The sequence below is a fragment of the Mesocryomonas fontinalis genome, from assembly GCF_055730125.2.
Genome location: NZ_JBUZWG020000013.1, coordinates 20708 through 38065 on the forward strand (window position 1 = coordinate 20708; position 17358 = coordinate 38065).

General features: G+C 64.8%; 15 protein-coding genes. 8 read left to right on the plus strand and 7 right to left on the minus strand.

Annotated elements, in window-relative coordinates; genetic code table 11:
- Nucleotides 1–368: 368 nt before the first annotated feature.
- Nucleotides 369–614: a hypothetical protein gene (locus tag ACZL02_RS23595; RefSeq protein ID WP_472941162.1), complete on the plus strand. Its 246-nt coding sequence runs from the start codon at nt 369–371 to the stop codon at nt 612–614.
- Nucleotides 615–774: 160 nt separating this feature from the next.
- Here ACZL02_RS23595 and ACZL02_RS23600 read toward each other — a convergent pair whose 3' ends face one another.
- Nucleotides 775–1269 (minus strand): hypothetical protein, encoded by a 495-nt coding sequence (locus ACZL02_RS23600; protein WP_472941163.1) that lies wholly within the window; start codon nt 1267–1269, stop codon nt 775–777.
- A gap of 167 nt (nt 1270–1436) precedes the next feature.
- Here ACZL02_RS23600 and ACZL02_RS23605 point away from each other — a divergent pair, with 167 nt between their 5' ends.
- Complete coding sequence (locus ACZL02_RS23605) at nt 1437–1739, plus strand: hypothetical protein (RefSeq protein WP_472941164.1); 303 nt, start codon at nt 1437–1439, stop codon at nt 1737–1739.
- 68 nt (nt 1740–1807) lie between these two features.
- Here ACZL02_RS23605 and ACZL02_RS23610 read toward each other — a convergent pair whose 3' ends face one another.
- Both ACZL02_RS23610 and ACZL02_RS23615 read right to left on the minus strand, forming a co-directional pair.
- Entirely contained in the window at nt 1808–2146 is a 339-nt protein-coding gene (locus ACZL02_RS23610) for a hypothetical protein (protein WP_472941165.1), read from the minus strand.
- Nucleotides 2147–2688: 542 nt separating this feature from the next.
- Complete coding sequence (locus ACZL02_RS23615) at nt 2689–3588, minus strand: LysR family transcriptional regulator (protein ID WP_472941166.1); 900 nt, start codon at nt 3586–3588, stop codon at nt 2689–2691.
- Between the two features lie 160 nt (nt 3589–3748).
- On the opposite strand from ACZL02_RS23615, the gene ACZL02_RS23620 reads away from it, so the two are divergent.
- The 3 genes from ACZL02_RS23620 to ACZL02_RS23630 all read left to right on the plus strand — a co-directional run bounded on the left by ACZL02_RS23620 (nt 3749) and on the right by ACZL02_RS23630 (nt 7357).
- Nucleotides 3749–4900, plus strand: a complete 1152-nt coding sequence (locus ACZL02_RS23620; protein ID WP_472941167.1) for an MFS transporter — start codon at nt 3749–3751, stop codon at nt 4898–4900.
- The gene (locus ACZL02_RS23625) at nt 4897–6054 is read left to right on the plus strand and encodes a serine hydrolase domain-containing protein (protein ID WP_472941168.1); all 1158 of its coding nucleotides are present in this window, start codon (nt 4897–4899) and stop codon (nt 6052–6054) included. Before ACZL02_RS23620 ends, ACZL02_RS23625 begins: the two co-directional genes overlap by 4 nt.
- A 334-nt stretch (nt 6055–6388) precedes the next feature.
- The gene (locus tag ACZL02_RS23630) at nt 6389–7357 is read left to right on the plus strand and encodes an MBL fold metallo-hydrolase (protein ID WP_472941169.1); all 969 of its coding nucleotides are present in this window, start codon (nt 6389–6391) and stop codon (nt 7355–7357) included.
- A gap of 279 nt (nt 7358–7636) precedes the next feature.
- Here ACZL02_RS23630 and ACZL02_RS23635 read toward each other — a convergent pair whose 3' ends face one another.
- Nucleotides 7637–8641, minus strand: a complete 1005-nt coding sequence (locus ACZL02_RS23635) for a GlxA family transcriptional regulator (RefSeq protein ID WP_472941170.1) — start codon at nt 8639–8641, stop codon at nt 7637–7639.
- A gap of 111 nt (nt 8642–8752) precedes the next feature.
- Here ACZL02_RS23635 and ACZL02_RS23640 point away from each other — a divergent pair, with 111 nt between their 5' ends.
- The 3 genes from ACZL02_RS23640 to fabF all read left to right on the plus strand — a co-directional run bounded on the left by ACZL02_RS23640 (nt 8753) and on the right by fabF (nt 11331).
- Nucleotides 8753–9571 carry an SDR family NAD(P)-dependent oxidoreductase gene (locus ACZL02_RS23640; RefSeq protein ID WP_472941171.1) on the plus strand — a complete coding sequence of 273 codons (819 nt, stop codon included), beginning with the start codon at nt 8753–8755 and terminating at the stop codon, nt 9569–9571.
- 70 nt (nt 9572–9641) lie between these two features.
- On the plus strand, nt 9642–9980 hold the full coding sequence (locus ACZL02_RS23645) for a hypothetical protein (RefSeq protein WP_472941172.1): 339 nt from the start codon (nt 9642–9644) through the stop codon (nt 9978–9980).
- 70 nt (nt 9981–10050) lie between these two features.
- Nucleotides 10051–11331 (plus strand): beta-ketoacyl-ACP synthase II, encoded by a 1281-nt coding sequence (gene fabF, locus ACZL02_RS23650; RefSeq protein ID WP_472941173.1) that lies wholly within the window; start codon nt 10051–10053, stop codon nt 11329–11331.
- A gap of 316 nt (nt 11332–11647) precedes the next feature.
- Here fabF and ACZL02_RS23655 read toward each other — a convergent pair whose 3' ends face one another.
- Genes ACZL02_RS23655 through ACZL02_RS23665 form a run of 3 tightly spaced genes read right to left on the minus strand, consistent with a single transcriptional unit; the run spans nt 11648 to nt 17324 of the window.
- Complete coding sequence (locus ACZL02_RS23655) at nt 11648–13054, minus strand: MATE family efflux transporter (RefSeq protein WP_472941174.1); 1407 nt, start codon at nt 13052–13054, stop codon at nt 11648–11650.
- Between the two features lie 31 nt (nt 13055–13085).
- Nucleotides 13086–16208, minus strand: a complete 3123-nt coding sequence (locus ACZL02_RS23660) for an efflux RND transporter permease subunit (protein WP_472941175.1) — start codon at nt 16206–16208, stop codon at nt 13086–13088.
- Nucleotides 16209–16211: 3 nt separating this feature from the next.
- Complete coding sequence (locus ACZL02_RS23665; RefSeq protein WP_472941176.1) at nt 16212–17324, minus strand: efflux RND transporter periplasmic adaptor subunit; 1113 nt, start codon at nt 17322–17324, stop codon at nt 16212–16214.
- Nucleotides 17325–17358 lie beyond the last annotated feature (34 nt).

A 17358-nucleotide genomic window follows, 5' to 3' on the forward strand; every position in this document is an offset into this window, starting at 1 on the left:
AATTGCGATCGGGTCTATCTGAGCGCTAATCGCCGTCGCGCAGAACGGGCAGGATAGTACGACGGTTTTCCAGACCGAAGAGCCCACACCTGAACTGCCGTCGACGGTCTCCAGATTTAGACGAGTAAGCAGCTTTTCGCACTTCGGGCATGTCGACGTCATGTAGCACCATCTCAATTGCAGGTAGAGCAGACAAGCATTTGCTGCTGCTGATGGGAAGCCTGACGGGTGTCGTCATTCGAGCCGAAAGACCCCGCTGGGTCGCAGCGGCGGCGAAGCAGTCAATCCCCTCCGTTGCAGGTAGAGCAACGGCTACCGCACTGCGTCAAACACCCTTAGTTGTAGCCGCCATTCGCTGGAGGCTCCTAATGCTGAATGCCGTCACGAACCTGCTCCGCCGTCTCGGTTTGATCAGCGATAGGAAGGCGCTGACGGATCACGATCGCCGCACAATCATAAGCATGTTGGAAGCCGGCATTGAGCCAGCCGACCTCACAGCTGTGACCGAATACACACTCGACGATATCGAGTCCGCGAGAACCAGCGACGTTCTTACGGGGCAGCGCGTTTCGGCGGTCTCTCCTCTAGCTTCATCGTCCAAGTCTGGGCGGTGAAGCAGCTTAGCGATGGGGAAAGGAGTTGAAGCAGGCTTAAGATCGCAGTGCTTGCAATCACGGCGCTCCACCCCTCAGATTTGCGGCATCGGCCCTGGAAGCCAGTACGCTTCGAACTGCTGCCAGTCGCGATCGCCTGGCAGAGCCTCGCTTTGCAGATTCAAGCCGCCAGAATACGCTTTAGTTGTTCTGGCTCGGGCAGGACCATGCGATTGAACAACCGCCGCAGTCCGTCATCGCCGACTTCTGATACTGCCGTACAAATGATGTGAGCCGGATGCGGCATGCACCGGATGCCCTTACTAAGGGCCGCTTCCAACCGTTGCTGGGCCAAACCAGAACGTGAATACCGCATCGGGCATTCGGTAACGTCCTCTAGCATCAGCATACATGACCTCGATCCGGCGAATTCGGTGATGAGCCCAACGATCGAAGCAATCGTTTCTACTGAAAGACAATTTAGCTTTATCAGGCTGACCCGAAATAGTGGAAGGCCAGTCAGGTTGGCGTGGGCCATAGCTTCATCGAACGTGTCGGCCGGGTGCCCGATCAGCATCAGCGGATATGCCGACTCGATGATGGGCTTGCGGGTCGTGCCAATAACCCACGGCTCGAGGTAGCTGTGAAGCTGTTCTGGAATGCTGGACAAAGGCATGAGACTAACTCCTGCTAATTGTCGATCGAGTATGCCTACTGCTAAAGGCGAGCACAAATTATCGACTATCTTCCAGTGCACATTATCGGATTTCACGCTAACCAAACCTTAAATGTCCGTCATCAGGTGTCTTGGCAAGAATCGGACAGGCTTGGAGAAACTTTCGGATGGAAGAAGCAGCACAGATCTGGATCATGGTTGCCGCGATCGCCGGCGGCCTGCTGGGCGCCCGCCTGGCTCGGATCACGCCTTGGAAAGGCGCCCTGATGATCGTGGTCGGGCTGATCGTTGTGGTCGCGGTGCACGTCGTTGCGAAAACCGACAGTGAACTTCTGCTTTTCGCCGTGGCGGTCATTGCCATGGGCATCACCGGCGGCGTGATGAAGCTGTCTGGCCGCGAGATGGGATCGGTCGTGATGTGCGGATCCGTCCTTGGCGCCATAGCCTTGGCCGTTGCCGGCAGCCATTGAGGCAGACCGCCGAGGACGCCGGCCACCGGATGTTTCCTCTGGCGGCGACATCCTCTGGCTCTTCATCATCAGTTCGACGGCGAGACCACCACGGCGGCGCGTGGCATCACCGCAGACATGCCTACGGCAGTGGCGATCGCCCTGCCGACAGCGGCGGGTGCCTGTACTGCCTGGGTGACTGACACGCTTACCGGCGCCGAGATGTTGTTCGTGACCGGGAACGAAAGGCTGTCGTTCACCACGGCCGACATATTTGCCGGAGCGGCCACCGACTGCGTCATGGACTGTATCCCTTTCAGCGTCGAGACGAGCCCTACAGCGTCGATCACATCCGATCCCTTGATGCCGGCCATGAAGCCCCCGAAGCGATCCATCAGGCTGCCGAACTGCTCCCGCAGCAAGGACATGGAGTCGCGTTCGGCTTCAGCGTGCGACGGACCAGCCGATGCTCTCTGCGGGCTTCCTTCCCCAAGAGGCTTTTGAACAGGTTGGAGGGCGTAGGCACGTTCGCGTCAGCCCACTCATTCAACGCTTTACCGCGGGCTGCCGCTTCATCAGGGGTGGCATTGGCCAGCGAGTCGATGGTGGCAGCAACACTGAAGCCTGTCGTGGCTGCCCGGCCAGCGCCAATGCCTGGCGTCTTCTCGGGGCGGTCTCTGCTGCCCTTGCCTTGGCTCAGCGCCTTTTCGGCTGCGCCCGCCGCTCCGGATGCTGCATCAATCCGAAACCCTTGAAGCTGCCTCCCATCAAGCTCGAGCGGGTTCGTTCATCTACCCAACCCGGAAATGATTTCCGGCGCCGCAATGGGCTGAAAGCAGCCGGTCCGCTTCTGGGCCATTGTCGCTGATAGCGGCCCTTCCGCTATCGACCCTTTCAGGACGTCCCACAGGCTGCGTAACGTTCTCGAAAGCGGACATTTGATGCCTCGGGCTAGAAACGGCTAAGGCCATCAGCCTTGCTTGGCTCCCTTCAAAAGGTTCTCGGTCATGAAGGCGGTGAAAGCCGCTACCTTGGGCGCGGGATGGCGACTGGCGGGCCAGAGGATGTGGAAGGCGGAGGCGACACGCAGGTGCTTGTCGAGAACGCTGACGAGCGTACCTCGCGCTAGCTGGCGCCAGACCGCGAAGCAAGGCAGGCACGCGAGTCCGAAGCCTTCCTCGGCCATGTGGATCAGCGGCTCCAGGGTGCTCGCCACAGCCGTCACAGTCAGCGTGAGATCGAGGTCCACGCCGTCCCGCACCAGCGGCCAGTGCTCCAACATACCTGTCGAGGGATACTTGTGGTGCAGGCAGGCATGCTGGCCAAGATCCTCTGGCACCATCGGCATGCCCCGCTGGGCGAGATAGGTCTGCGAGGCGACGATTGCGTGCGGGAAGCTGCCGGCACCGCGCATCATCAGCCGCGAGTCACGCGCTTCGCCCGTGCGGATCACCACGTCGAAGCCTTCCTCGATCACGTCGACCACGCGGTCGGTGAAGTCGAGATCGAGTTCGATCGCGGGAAAGGCGCGCATGAAGGCCATGATCGGCGGCATCATCAGCATGCCGATCAGCGGTAGCGACACTCGGAGCTTGCCGCTCGGGACGTCGCGACTCTGCGACAATTCCAGTTCCGCCGCCTCTATCTCGGAGACTATGCGCCGGCTCCGTTCCAGGAACAGCGCCCCCTCGGCCGTCAGCGTCACGGAACGCGTCGAGCGGTGGAAGAGCCGCACGCCGAGCCGCTCCTCCAGCCGTGCGATCGTCTTGCCGACGGCTGAGGCCGAAACGCCCGTCTGCCGTGCGGCGGCGGTGAAGGAGCGGGCCTCGGCCGCATGAAGGAATGTCGCCAGCGCGCCGATACGGTCCATGCGCGTGCCTCTGTGATTATGGACTTCTGCGTCCGCTATGTTCGGAACTCCAGACGGATACCGCCTCGGCCGCGACACGTCTAGCCTTTCCCGCATGACCCAAACCCTTCGCGATCCTCCACTCATGCATGTCGCATTCACCCCGGCGAAAAGGTTGCCTGTGCCGGCGCTCCTTGCGCTTGCGCTTGGCGGCTTCGTTACCATCCTCACCGAAGCACTACCGGCCGGTCTTCTCCCGCAGATGAGTGCAGGGATCGGCGTCAGCCAAGCCCTCGTCGGGCAGCTTGTGACGGCCTATGCGCTCGGCTCTCTCTTGGCCGCGATCCCGCTGACGCTGGCAACGCAAGGGATGAACCGCCGTCCGCTGCTTCTTGCCGCCATTGCCGGCTTCGCTCTCGCCAACACGGTCACGGCGCTTTCCGGATCGTACGCGCTGACGCTGGTAGCTCGGTTCATCGCCGGCATCGCAGCCGGGCTCCTCTGGGCGCTCGTGGCGGGCTATGCCGCACGCATGGTGGCACCGGAACTGAAGGGACGTGCCATCGCCATCGCCATGGTCGGCACGCCGCTGGCGCTCTCGATCGGCATTCCGGCGGGGACGTTTCTCGGCCAGATCGTCGGCTGGCGCTGGGTCTTCGGGCTGATAACCCTCCTCTCGATCGGCCTCCTTGCCTGGGTGCGTCTCGCTGTGCCGGATTTTGCGGGCCAGGTCGCCGGGCGGCGGGCCCGGCTCGTCGCCGTGTTCACAATGCCGGGCATCCGGCCCGTGCTCTTCGTGGTGCTCGGCTTCGTGCTCGCCCACAACATCCTCTACACCTACATCGCCCCCGTCCTTGCGCCGTTCGGCATGGAAGGCGACGTGGGCCTGGCGCTCCTCATCTTCGGCGTTGCGGCCCTTGGCGGCATCTGGCTGACGGGCGTCCTGATCGACAGCGCTCTCCGCGTACTTGTCCTCCTGAGCACGCTGGCCTTCGCTGTCTCGGTCCTGCCTTTCGCCCTTCTCGGAACGCCGCCCTTGGTCATCCATGCTGCGCTCGCGCTCTGGGGCCTCGCCTTCGGCGGTGCCGCCACCCTCTTTCAGACTGCGCTCGCCAAGGCCGCGGGCGATGCATCCGACGTCGCGCAGTCCATGCTCGTGACCGCCTGGAACCTTGCCATCGCCGGCGGCGGCATTCTTGGCGGGCTGCTCCTGTCTGGCTTCGGGCCCGCCGCCTTCCCAGCGGTCCTGCTGGCACTCCTCCTCGTCACCTTCCTCGTCGCCCTTCAAGCCCGCCGCCATGGCTTCCCGCCGCATTCAGGAGAGTCCACATGAGCATGTCACCGACCGTTGCAGAACGCCTTGACGCAGTGATCGATGGCGCCATCGCCGCGGATCGGATCGTCGGCGCGGTGGTTCTCGCCAGTTGCGACGGAGAGGCGATCTACCGTCGCACGGCTGGTTTCGCGGATCGTGAGGCCGGAGCCCCAATGCGTGAGGACGCGATTTTCCGGTTCGCCTCCGTCTCGAAACTGTTCACCGCAACGACTGTGCTCGCCCTCGTCGATCCCGGCACGCTGCATCTCGACCGCCCGATAACCGATTGGCTTCCAGAGTTCGCGCCGCGCTTCGAGGGCCAAACCGCAATTTTCACGCTGCGCCATCTCCTCAGCCATTCGGCTGGGCTTGGCTACGGCTTCCTTGAGCCGGAGGACGGCCCGCTGCACCGTGCAGGCGTTTCGGACGGCATGGACCGCAGCGCGATTACGCTGGCTGAGAACGTTCGCCGCATCGGCACCGCACCGCTCCTCTTCGCCCCAGGCACGAGCTTCTGCTACTCGCTCGGGATAGACGTGGCCGGTGCCGTGATCGAAGCGGCGACGGGTGGGACACTGCCTGATGCGGTGCGAGAGTTCGTCACCGGGCCGCTCGGCCTGACAGACACTGGCTTCTCGCTCGGCGAGGACGGACGGCTGACAGCGGCCTACGCCGACGCCGCACCGCGGCCTCGGCTCATGCACGAACCCGACAGCCTCCCGTTCGTCCCCGGCATGGCCGGCGTCGTCATGGATCCGTCCCGGATCTTTCAGCCGGACGCTTTTCCGTCGGGCGGCGCTGGCATGGCCGGCACGGCAAACGACGTGCTGGTGCTTCTTGATGCGCTTGCCGGACGTGGCAGGCCGCTCCTGTCGATAGACCTTATCGCCGAGATGGGCCGCGACCAGATCGAAGGGATCTCCATCGAGGGCTCACCTGGCTGGGGATACGGCCTCGGCTTCTCCGTTTTGCGCGACCCGGCAGCCGCGGGCGTCAGCGAGTCACGTGGATCCTGGCGTTGGGGCGGGGCCTACGGGCATAGCTGGCTGGTCGATCATGAGCGGGGCGTGACGCTCGTCGCCATGACCAACACGGCCTTCGAGGGCATGTGGAACGGTGGCCGCTTTCCCGCTGATCTCGGACGCGCCTTCTCGGCCGCAATGAGAGAGTAGGGCCGAACGGGAGGGATGCCGATGTTGTCTACGTCCAAGACCGCATCACTGATCCGCGGAGTTCAAGAAGCACGAAGGGGCTGTCCCAATAACGTCGCACGGGCACCCGGAATGCTGCTTGCCTTCTAAGGGGCGGTTCAGCCACTTGAGGGCCGCAGGTGGACGGAGCGGTCACTCCGGATTTCCCAAAAGTCGCAGCGGCTAAGTCAGCGCATGACAGCCCGCCTGAACAGGAAGCCCTCCAGCACTGTCTGAGGGACCCCGAGTACCGAGTGTTCACAATTGAGGGCATCGCTCGTTAGAGCGCAGCCGTAAGTCCAGGAGAACCGAGACCATGCCTACCCGCCGCCAGTTACTCGTCGGTGCGATCGCCGCGCCGATCGCCTTGAAGCTCTCGGTTCGTCCCGCCTTGGCCCAAGCTCCGGGCAGCAGCACTTCGCAGGTCGTTGCCCTTCAACGATTGAAGGCAGGCAAGGCGGTCGTGACCGCGATCTCTGACGGCTTCCTCCAGATCGATGTCGCATACCTGTCGAACATCACCCCGGAGGCGGCCAATGCGGTCTTAGCAAAGGAGTTCATCAAGGCTTCGCCAGTCATGACGGGGGTCAACGCATATCTCGTCAACATGGACGGGCAGAACATCCTGGTCGATACCGGAGGGGCTGGCTACACCTCAGACCTCGGACAATTGCTGGTAGGACTCGAGGCGGCGGGCGTTTCCGCATCGGATATCGACGCGGTGCTGATGACGCACCTGCATGTCGACCATATCGGCGGCTTGGTGGCCAACGGCAAGGCAACCTTCCCTACCGCCGATCTCCACGTTCACGCCAACGATGTCGCCTACTTCACCAGCATGGAAAACAGGGCCGCCGCGGCCGAACCGTTCAAGGTAGGGTTCGACATGGCGCAGGCCGCACTCGCGGCTTACGGCGATCGAGTGAAGACGTTCTCTGGCGATGTCGAGGTGTTGCCCGGGATCCGGACGCGTGAACTGTTCGGCCATACCCCTGGCCATTCGGGCTTCGTTGTCGGCGCAGGCGATGACGAGCTCCTGATCTGGGGGGATATCGTTCACGTCGGCCCGGTCCAGATGGCGAAGCCTGACGTCGGTATCGCGTTCGACGTCGATGGTGCCGCTGCTATCGCGACCCGCAAGCGTATCTTGGAAGAGGTTGCCCGCGATGGCACCCGCGTCGCCGGCATGCACATCTCCTTCCCCGGCATCGGACATGTCCGGAAGCTAGCGACAGGAGACGGGTACGATTTCGAGCCAGCGCCTTGGACCTACACGGTAGATTGAGGGCCACGGCCGTTTCCTGTTGCCCCAAGCGGCGGGCAGTGCCACGGGTAGCGACACCTCGGTTGCCGTGGCCAAGGTCATCAAGCCATAGATCGGAAAACATTTCCGCTCTCTGAAGCGGGCCGGCGATGGGGAGCGGCTGGGCGGCGGCTCTCGACCCTTCTGCGACGTTAACGGTCTCCCCACGTCTTCTTAAAAGCGGTCGTTCGAAACGCAGGAACCGCCTCACGAGGATCTTTGGGCCCACGCCCGACTCGGGGGCAGTATTCGTCAAACTGATCACGCCCGGCCCCGGATGTCATTCGCCGTCGCAAGCACCGACGGCTGACCGAGACTTTCGCCAATCTGATGAACCGTCGCAACGTTGCGTCGGATTGCCTGCGGGGGAAGTCCGAACGCTCTCAGGAAGGCGCGGCGCATGCGCTCGGCGTCGACGAAGCCCGCTTCGTTCGCGATCATTTCGATCGGGTGGCGGGTCTGCTCCATCATCAAGCGAGCCGCTTCAACCCGGAGTTTTTCAACGGCCTTTGCGGGGGACTCTCCCGTTTCCAAACGGAACGATCGGCTGAACTGGCGCGTGCTGAGACGGGCAGCCTGTGCGAGCTCGTCCACTGAAAGCGCGGATCGGAGATTGCGTTTTGCGTAGTCGAGAGAAGCCTGGACACGGTCAGACTTGGCGTCGAGATCGAGCATTGCGGAGAACTGTGATTGTCCTCCGGAACGACGATGATGGACAACCAGCTTCTTGGCGACAAGCCGCGCGAGATCAACGCCGTGGTCAGCCTCTACCATCGCAAGGGCAAGGTCGATGCCCGCCGTCATGCCTGCCGAACTCCAGACAGGCCCGTCAGACACAAAGATCCGGTCGTCCTCAACCGTGATCGCTGGATACCTGAGCTTCAGCTCGTGAGCATGACCCCAGTGGGTCGTGGCGCGGCGCCCGTCAAAGAGGCCAGCCTCTGCGAGGATGAAGGCACCCGTGCAGATCGATGCAACCCGTCGAGAGGTTCGCAGAGCGTCCCTGACGAAGTTCAGCAGCCCGGGGCTCCCGGTCTCGATCTCCATGCCGCCTCCGACAATGAGCGTGTCCACGTCGGCTTTGTCGAACTTGACGCTGCCCACGTCGAAGCCGAGCGAACTGCGAATGGGTCCGCCAGTCTCGGACAACAAGACGACATCGTAGAACGTCTCTCCGACCGTCGCATTGGCGAGCTCGAACACGGAGACAGCCGCAAAGCTCATCACCTGGAACTGCGGGAAAAGGACGAAACCGACGCGTTGCATGCTCTAATCTCCATGGCCGAAAACGAGGTATATACGACGTTTAAGCCGGACGCCAGCGAGCGTATATCTTTCCCATCCGCCATCACGGCGTTGGAACTGAGAGAGACCGCCATGACTATTCCGAGCTCGAACAAAGGCACCGCCCTCGTCACGGGTGCATCCGCAGGCATTGGCGCGATCTATGCCGACCGACTGGCGCAGCGCGGTTACGACCTCATCTTGGTGGCGCGCCGCCAGGACCGACTCGACGCTCTTGCAGGCGAGCTCTCCAGGGCGACGGGACGTAAGATCACGGTCGTCGCGGCCGATCTGGCTGACAAGGCAGACGTCGCTCGCGTTGAGGCTATTTTGGCGTCCGACGATACCATCACGATGCTGGTGAACAACGCGGGCGTGGCCGCCACGACCCCGCTGCTCAACTCCGACATCGACAAGATGGAGGACATGATCGCCATCAATGTCGGAGCCCTCACGCGGCTGACCTACGCTGCCGCACCTCGTTTCGTCGCGCGTGGCAACGGCACGATCGTCAACATCGCTTCGGTTGTCGCGGTCGCGCCCGAGACACCCAACGGCGTCTACGGTGCGACCAAGGCCTTCGTGCTCGCTTTCAGCCAGTCCCTTCGCCACGAGCTCGGCGACAAGGGCGTCACGGTCCAAGCTGTGCTGCCCGGTGCCACCGCAACCGACATCTGGGGGTTGGCCGGCGTGCCTGTGGAGTCTTTGCCGCAGGAGATCGTGATGTCCGCCGACGACATGGTCGATGCCGCGCTGGCCGGGCTCGACCAAGGTGAGTTCGTCACCATTCCGGCGCTGCCCGATCTGAACGACTGGAACGCCTTCGAGGCTGCCCGGCAGGCGTTGGGGCCGAACCTTTCGCGGTCAGAGTCGGCTGCACGATACCGCGGCGCCCAACTGTCGGCTGCCTGACACTCGCGACCACGCCAGCTTCGAACACCGACGCGGCGCTTCGCTTTCTCCAAACCCAAGGAACATTTCCATGAACGTTCATCGGCTCGTCGTGGCCACAAGTCTCCTTCTGTCGCTCGCCGGAACTAGCCATGCCGACGGCCTGAAACCTATTCAGGCGCAACCCATTGCGCTCCCCGGCATATCCGGAACGGCCTACTACACCGTCGAGCCCAATGGCTTCCTTGTCGTTGCGACCCTCGGCAACGAAGGCGGTGACGCCATCCCGTTGCGTGTTCGTACGCTCCTTTCAGCGGGACAGAGCATCGCCTTCTCGACCCCGGGCCGGGTCGGCACCGAGGCGGAAACCATCGAGATCCTGAGGCAGGACGACAAGGTGCTGGTCAGCAGGGGACCTGTGTCCCAGTGACGGCATCCAGGCCGCGGCATCATCACTCCTGCGGTCCCGTCTGGTGTAACGCATGCTGATCGGAGTCTCCGTGAGCGCTCTCAACTCTGCTCGTCGGGTTGTTGTCACAGGAATGGGTGTCGTCTCGCCTCTCGGGGTCGGGGTAGAGCCCGTCTGGCGGCGACTGACGAATGGTTGCTCCGGCATCCGTCACCTGCCGGACGACCTTGCTCCGGACGTCGCCGCCAAGATCGGCGGTGTCGTTCCGACCATTGCCGAAGACCCGGACGCCGGGTTCGACATCGACGCTACCGTTCCGATAAAGGATCAGCGGAAGATGGGCCGCTTCATCGCCTTCGCGATCGCCGCCACGAACGAAGCGGTCGCGCAGGCCGGATGGCGACCGTTAACCGAGGTGCAGCGCGCCCGGACCGCGACGGTGATCGCCTCCGGCATCGGCGGCTTTCCCGAAATTGCCGGCGCCGTCCGCCTCACGGACGAAAAAGGCACGCGGCGCCTTTCGCCCTTCGTCGTCCCTTCATTCCTTGCCAATCTTGCAGCGGGCTGGGTTTCAATCCAGCACGGGTTCAAGGGACCTATCGGGACGCCCGTGACCGCGTGCGCGGCCGGGGTCCAGGCCATTGGGGACGCCGCCCGCATGATCAGGGCCGGCGAGGTCGACGTCGCCATCTGCGGAGGATCCGAAGCCTGCATCGACCGAGTCAGCCTCGGTGGCTTCGCAGCCGCCCGGGCCCTGTCGACGGCCCACAACGACGAGCCAGGCCTGGCGTCGCGTCCCTTCGACGCCGCGCGGGATGGGTTCGTCATGGGAGAAGGCGCGGGGATCCTCGTTATCGAGGAATTGGAACATGCGCTCACCCGCGGCGCGGTGCCGATCGCCGAACTCGTGGGTTACGGGACAAGCGCGGACGCCTACCACCTGACCTCAGGTCCGGAAGATGGCGATGGTGCCAAGCGCGCCATGCAGACAGCCCTCTCGCAGGCGGGCATGGCACCCGGGGACGTTGACCACATCAACGCTCACGCGACGTCGACACCTGTCGGCGACAGGGGGGAGCTCGCGGCGATCCGTTTGGTCTTCGGCAACGCGCGGCCCGCGATCGCCTCGACGAAGTCGGCGACGGGCCACCTCCTTGGTGCGGCGGGCGGCCTGGAGGCAGTGTTCTCCGTCTTGGCGCTGCGGGACGGCATCGTTCCGCCAACCCTAAATCTCATGGATCCCGACACGGCCGCCGCTGGGCTGGACATTGTCGCGGGTAAGGCACGGTGCGGACCGCTGCGGACCGTCATGTCGAACGGCTTCGGGTTCGGCGGTGTAAACGCCAGCGTCCTGTTCAAGCGGTACGAGTGAACCGAGACCACTAGCGCTCGACGAACTGTCAGGCGACGGTCGACACCCTTCCAGATGCCGATTCACGCACTTCAAGTCTTCCGAGACCCGTACGATTTTGCCGCACGCTCCAGCTCCGCGACCGCGAACTCGAGTGCCCTCACCCTGCGCTCGAGCAACGCCGTCTCGCTTGTGTCCAAAGCGACGTCCACGATCAGGAGCCATTGTATGAACCTGGCCCAAAGGCCCTTGGTGCCGGGCGAAGCTTGGCTCTCTGCCATCACAAACTCCATTCTCTGCGCAGACGGGATCCGATGCTCCGCAATCTCAGGCTGGGCTACTGTTCGGTCGGTTGAAGGGTTCGCCAGTCCGTTTGGGCGGTCACGGCGGCCATCGACAGCCCGTAGACGACGATGCCGACAGCGACTGCGGCAAAGACCGCCCACAGGGGTCCGCCCGCCCAGCCGACCGCGACGGCGCCACCGACCGCGATCGTCGTTCGCAGCACGGTGACAGCGAGGGGCCACGCAAGCCGGCCCGCGCCTTGGCTGGCGAAGTACAGCGCCATGCCGAAGCCGAAGAATCCGAATGTCGGCCCCACGATCCGTAGGTAGTCGGTCCCGGCGGCGATCATGCCGGGATCCGAACCGAAGAGCCCGAGCCATGCTGCCGGGAAGGCGGCGCCGAGAAGGCCGACGGTCTCGGCTGCGACGAAGGCGAGGACCGCTCCGGCGAACGCAATCCGCTTGGCGCGCTCTACCTGTCCCGCACCGACGTTCGTCCCGACGAGGGGCACCAGCGGCGCCCCGAACCCGAAGGCCAGCGGTATGAGGAGGTATTCGAGGCGAGAGGCCGTGCCGTAGCCGGCGAAGGCCTGCTCGCCAGCGAGCCGGCCCACCACGGCCGTCACGACGACGAAGATCACGTTGGTTTGGATGGCGGTCAAAGACGCCAGCGCGCCGACTTTCAGGATGACGGCAAAGAGGCGTCGCTCCAGTTTGACAGGCCGGGGCCGAAGGAGGCCGCGCCCCGAGAAGACGTGCCATGCAAGGTAGGCACAGCCCGCCGCGTTGAAGGCGACGATGGCGAGCCCGCCTCCCGCGACGCCGAACCCGGGCAGCGGGCCGTAGCCGTAGATGAGCAGCGGCGAGAGCGGTACGATCAGGACGACGCCGAGGCAGACGACCGCCGCCGGGACGAGCATGTCTCCCGTGCCCCGCAGCGCGCTCGCCAGAGCGTTCATGACCCAGAGCAGGATGTTCCCGGCGAACACCACGTTGGAGTAGGTCACCGCCGCCTCGAGGACGCCGCCCTCGGCACCGAGCATCGCGTAGAACGCGCGCCCGTAGACCAGGGCGAGGACCGAGAAGGCGAGACCGATGGCGCCCAACAGCACGACGCCGTGGAACGCGACCCTGTCAGCATCCTCGCGTCGTCCCGCGCCCAAGGCCCGGGAGACCCCCGACGAGATGCCGCCGCCCATCGCGCCCACCGAGAGCATCTGCATCAGCATGAACGGCGGAAACACCAGTGCCATGCCGGCGAGGGCATCCGGTCCGAGCCGGCCTACCCAGTAGGTCTCTATCAGCCCGGTGGAGGCCTGGAGCAACATGACGAGAAGGTTCGGCCAGGCAAGCCGCAGGATGAGCGGCACGACGGGGTCGGTCAGAAGGGCGCGGGTGCGCTCGTCGAGAACGGGGGCGGAGCCGCGTTCACCGTGGGCGACGGTGGCAGGATTCGTCATGGTCTGATCCTCGTGCAGTCCGACCTTCGCGTCATTCCGCAGGCACCGCGTTGGAAAGCGCTTCCGGAGCCGCCACGCCTGTAGCTGCGTCCGGTTTTACCTCATCTTTCGGCTTCCTCACGCGGTACCAGGTCGCATAGAGCGCAGGCAGGAACAGAAGGATCAGGACCGTTCCGCCCGCCGTGCCGCCGATCAGCGTGTAGGCCATCGAGCCCCAGAAGACGGAATGCGTCAGGGGAATGAAGGCGAGCACCGCGGCGAGCGCGGTCAGGATAACGGGGCGGGTGCGCTGGACGGTGGCCTCGATGACGGCGTGATAGTCGTCGAGCCCAGCGTGCTTGTTCTCCTTGATCTGCTCGATGAGGATCAGCGTGTTGCGCATCAGAATGCCCGCGAGACCGATCATGCCGAGGATGGCATTGAAGCCGAAGGGTTGGTCGAAGGCGATGAGGATCGGCACAGCGCCGACGAGGCCGAGCGGCGCGGTCAGCACGGTCATGATCGTCGCCGAGAAGGACCGGACCTGGAACATGATAACGACGAGCGTCAGCAGGATCATGAGCGGGAAGACCTTGGCGAGCGCCGCGTTGGCCTTGGCCGCCTCGTCGATCGATCCGCCCGTCTCGATGCGGTAGCCTTCGGGCAACGAGGCGATCAACGGCTGGAGGGCGGCGATGACCGCGGTCGAGACCTCCGGGGGCTGCGCCGTTTCGGCGATGTCGGAGCGCACGGTGATGACGGGCGTCCGGTCGCGGCGCTTCAGGATCGGGTCCTCCATCCGCACCTCGGTCCTCCCGATCTGGTCGAGCGGGATCAGGCGGCCCTCGCGGCTGGTCAGCGCGAAGTCCTTCAGCCGGGTCGGGTCGAGCCGCTCCTCGCCGGCGCTGCGCGCGACGATGTCGACGGTGCGGATGTCCTCGCGGACCTGCGTCACCGTGATGCCGCTGAGGAGGAACTGGAGCTGTTGGGCGGCCTCGGTCGGCGAGAGACCGATGAGCCTCAGGCGGTCCTGGTCGAGCACGAAGCGAAGGCTCGGGGACCGGGCGCCCCAGTCGCGATTGGCCTGCCGCACGTCCGGCACGGAACGCATGACCGACAGGGCCTCGCCGGAGATGCGCACAAGTTCGCCGGCGTCCGGGCCCATGACGCGGAACTCCACCGGGAACGGCGTGTACGGACCGAACACGAGTTGCGTTACGCGGACGTAGGCTTCGGGAACGAGCCCTTCGGCAATCGCCTCGCGCAGTCGGTTCCTCAGCACCTCGCGCGTTTCGGCATCCTTGGTGAGGACGACCATCTTGGCGAAAGCGGGGTCTGGCAGTTCCGGTGCCATGGCGAGAAAGAACCGCGGCGCGCCCTGCCCGATGTAGCTTGAGACGAGCTCGGCCTCAGGCTGTGCGTCCAGCCAGGCTTCGACCTTCTCGACGGCGCGTGTCGTCGCTTCGATGCTCGTGCCCTCGGGCATGCGAACCTCGACGAGGACCTCCGGGCGGTCGGACAAAGGGAAGAACTGCTGCTTCACGCCGCCCATGCCGACGATCGCGGCGGCGAAGGCCAGCACCACGGCGATGCAGACGAAGAACTTGTGGCGCACCGCGGCCGTGATGACCGCCCTCAGGCGGCGGTAGTTCGGCGTGTCGTAGATCGCGTGGGTGCCGCCCGGGATCGGCTTGATGTCGGGCAGAAGCTTCACGCCGAGATAGGGCGTGAAGGCCACCGCCACGAACCAGGAGGCGATCAGCGAGAAGCCGACGATCCAGAAGATGTTGCCCGCGTACTCGCCCGCGGTCGATTGCGCGAAGCCGACGGGCATCAGGCCGATGACGGTGACGAGCGTTCCCGACAGCATGGGTGCCGCCGTGTGGCTCCAGGCGAAGGCGGCGGCTTCGATCCGGTCCATGCCCTCCTCCATCTTCACCACCATGACCTCGATGGCGATGATCGCATCGTCGACGAGAAGGCCGAGCGAAAGGATGAGGGCACCCAGCGTGATGCGGTCGAAGAAACGCCCGCTGTCGAGCATAATGAGGAACACCACGGCCAGCGTCAGCGGCACGGCGAGGGCCACGACGATGCCAACCCGCCAGCCGAGCGCGATGAGACTGACGACGAGCACGACGCCGAGCGCCATCACGAACTTCAGCATGAACTCGTCGATGGACGCGAAGATGTTCACCGCCTGGTCCGTCACCTTGGAAAGACTCATGCCGAGCGGAAGCCGCTCGCCGATCTCGGCCGTCTTGGCCTCCATCGCCTTGCCGAGGTCGAGCCCGTTCCAGCCGTCCTGCATGACGACGCCGAGCATCAGGGCTGGCTCGCCCTCCGTGCGGATCTGGAAGCTCGCGGGATCCTCGTAGCCCCGGCGCACGCTTGCGATGTCGGATAGGCGCAGGGTTCGCCCGGAGGCGACGATCGGCGTGTCCGCGATCTTCTGGACGTCGTCATAGGCGCCGTCCAGGCGCAGGAAGACCTGCGGGCCGGCAGTGTCGATGGAGCCGGCCGACGAGACGGTGTTCTGGCGCTGGAGGGCGAGGAAGACGTCTTGCGCGGAGACTCCGAGGGTCGCGAGCTTGGCGTAGGAGAACTCGACGAAGATGCGCTGCGGCCGCTCGCCGAGGATGTTGATCTTCTTGACGCCCGGGACGTTGAGGATCTCCTGGCGCATGGCTTCGGCTTCGCGGACCAGCGAGCGCATGGGCATGCCCTTGGCCTTCAGCGCGTAGAGCCCGAAGGTCACGTCGGAGAACTCGTCGTTGACGAAGGGGCCGAAGGCACCGGACGGCAGGTTCCGCGCCTCGTCACCGAGCTTCTTGCGTGCCTGGTAGAACTCCTCCTGCACGGCCGAGGACGGCGTGTCGTCCTTCAGCGTCAGGGTGAGGAAGGCGAGGCCCGGCCGCGCGATCGTCTCGACGCGGTCGTAGTAGCGAAGCTCCTGGAGCCTCTTCTCCAGAGGTTCAGCAACGAGGTCCTGCATCTCGCGCGCCGTCGCGCCGGGCCAAGCCGTCGTCACGACGAGGGTCTTGATCGTGAAGGCCGGATCCTCCGCGCGCCCGAGTTGCAGGAACGCGTAGGCGCCGGCGAGCGCGAAGACGATGATGAGGAACAGCGTGACCGAACGCTCGCGGACGGCGATGGCGGAGAGGTTGAGGTTCATTGCTCAGAACCCCTTGGCGGGGAGGATACGCACGGGTGCGCCCTCATGCAGGAGATGGGCACCGAGCGCAGCAATGGGCGTTCCCGGCTCCACCCCGGACACGACGGCCGTCTCCTCGCCGAGCGAGAGCAGCGTCACCTTTCGAAGGTTTACCTTCAAGGTCGTCCGGTCGACGACCCAGACGCCCGTCGTGAAGCCCTCATCGAGAATGGCGCCGATCGGCACCTCGGCGGAGGTCGCGGCGGCGGGATCCTTGATCCAGACCGTAACGGTCGAACCGATGGGCGCCAGGGCGGCGTCCCCGTCGAGGACGTAGCGGGCCTCGTAAGTGCGCGTGGCGGGATCGGCCGCATTCGAAAGCTGGCGCAGGGTCGCCGTCCAGCGGCGGTCGCCGAGCCCGTAGACGCTCGCCTCGGCCGTGGACCCGATGGCGGGCCGCACCGTCTCGGGCAAGGACACCGTCGCCTCGCGCTGGCCGCTATGGGCGAGCCGGGCGACCACCTGGCCAGCGGACACTACCTGTCCCGGCTCACCGAGGGTTTCGACGATCGATCCGTCGGCGTCGGCCACCAGAACCGCGTACCCCGCCTCGTTGCGCGCCACCTCTGCTTCGGCCTCGGCCGCGGAGAGCTGGCTCTCGGAGGCATCGAGCGCGGCCTTGGCCTGCTCGTAGCGCTGGCGGGGCGACTGGCCGAGCTCGAGAAGCTTGGCGTAGCGCTTCTCATCCGCCCGGGCCTGGACCGCCATGGCACGGGCCGCATCGACTGCTTTGCTCCTGGCCGTCAGGGCCAGGCGAAGGTCGCGGTCGTCGATTCGCATCAGGGGCTGCCCGGCCTTCACCTCGGCACCGTCGTCGACGAACCGCTCGACGATCTTGCCGGGCACGCGAAAGCCGAGGTTGCTCTGGATGCGGGCCGAGGCGGACCCGGTAAATGCCAGCTCTGCCGCACCGATGCGCTGGACGTCGACGGTGGAGACCAGAGGGGGAGCAAGGCGCGCGTCGGCAGGCGCGGCTTTCTCGGTTTTGCTTCCCGACAAGGAGGGATAGGCGGCGAACGCACCGCCTCCGGCGACGAGGGCGATAGCGGCATAGACGGCAAGGCGGACAGGTCTCATCGGCTTACCCCATCGACAGGTCCCAAGACCGCGA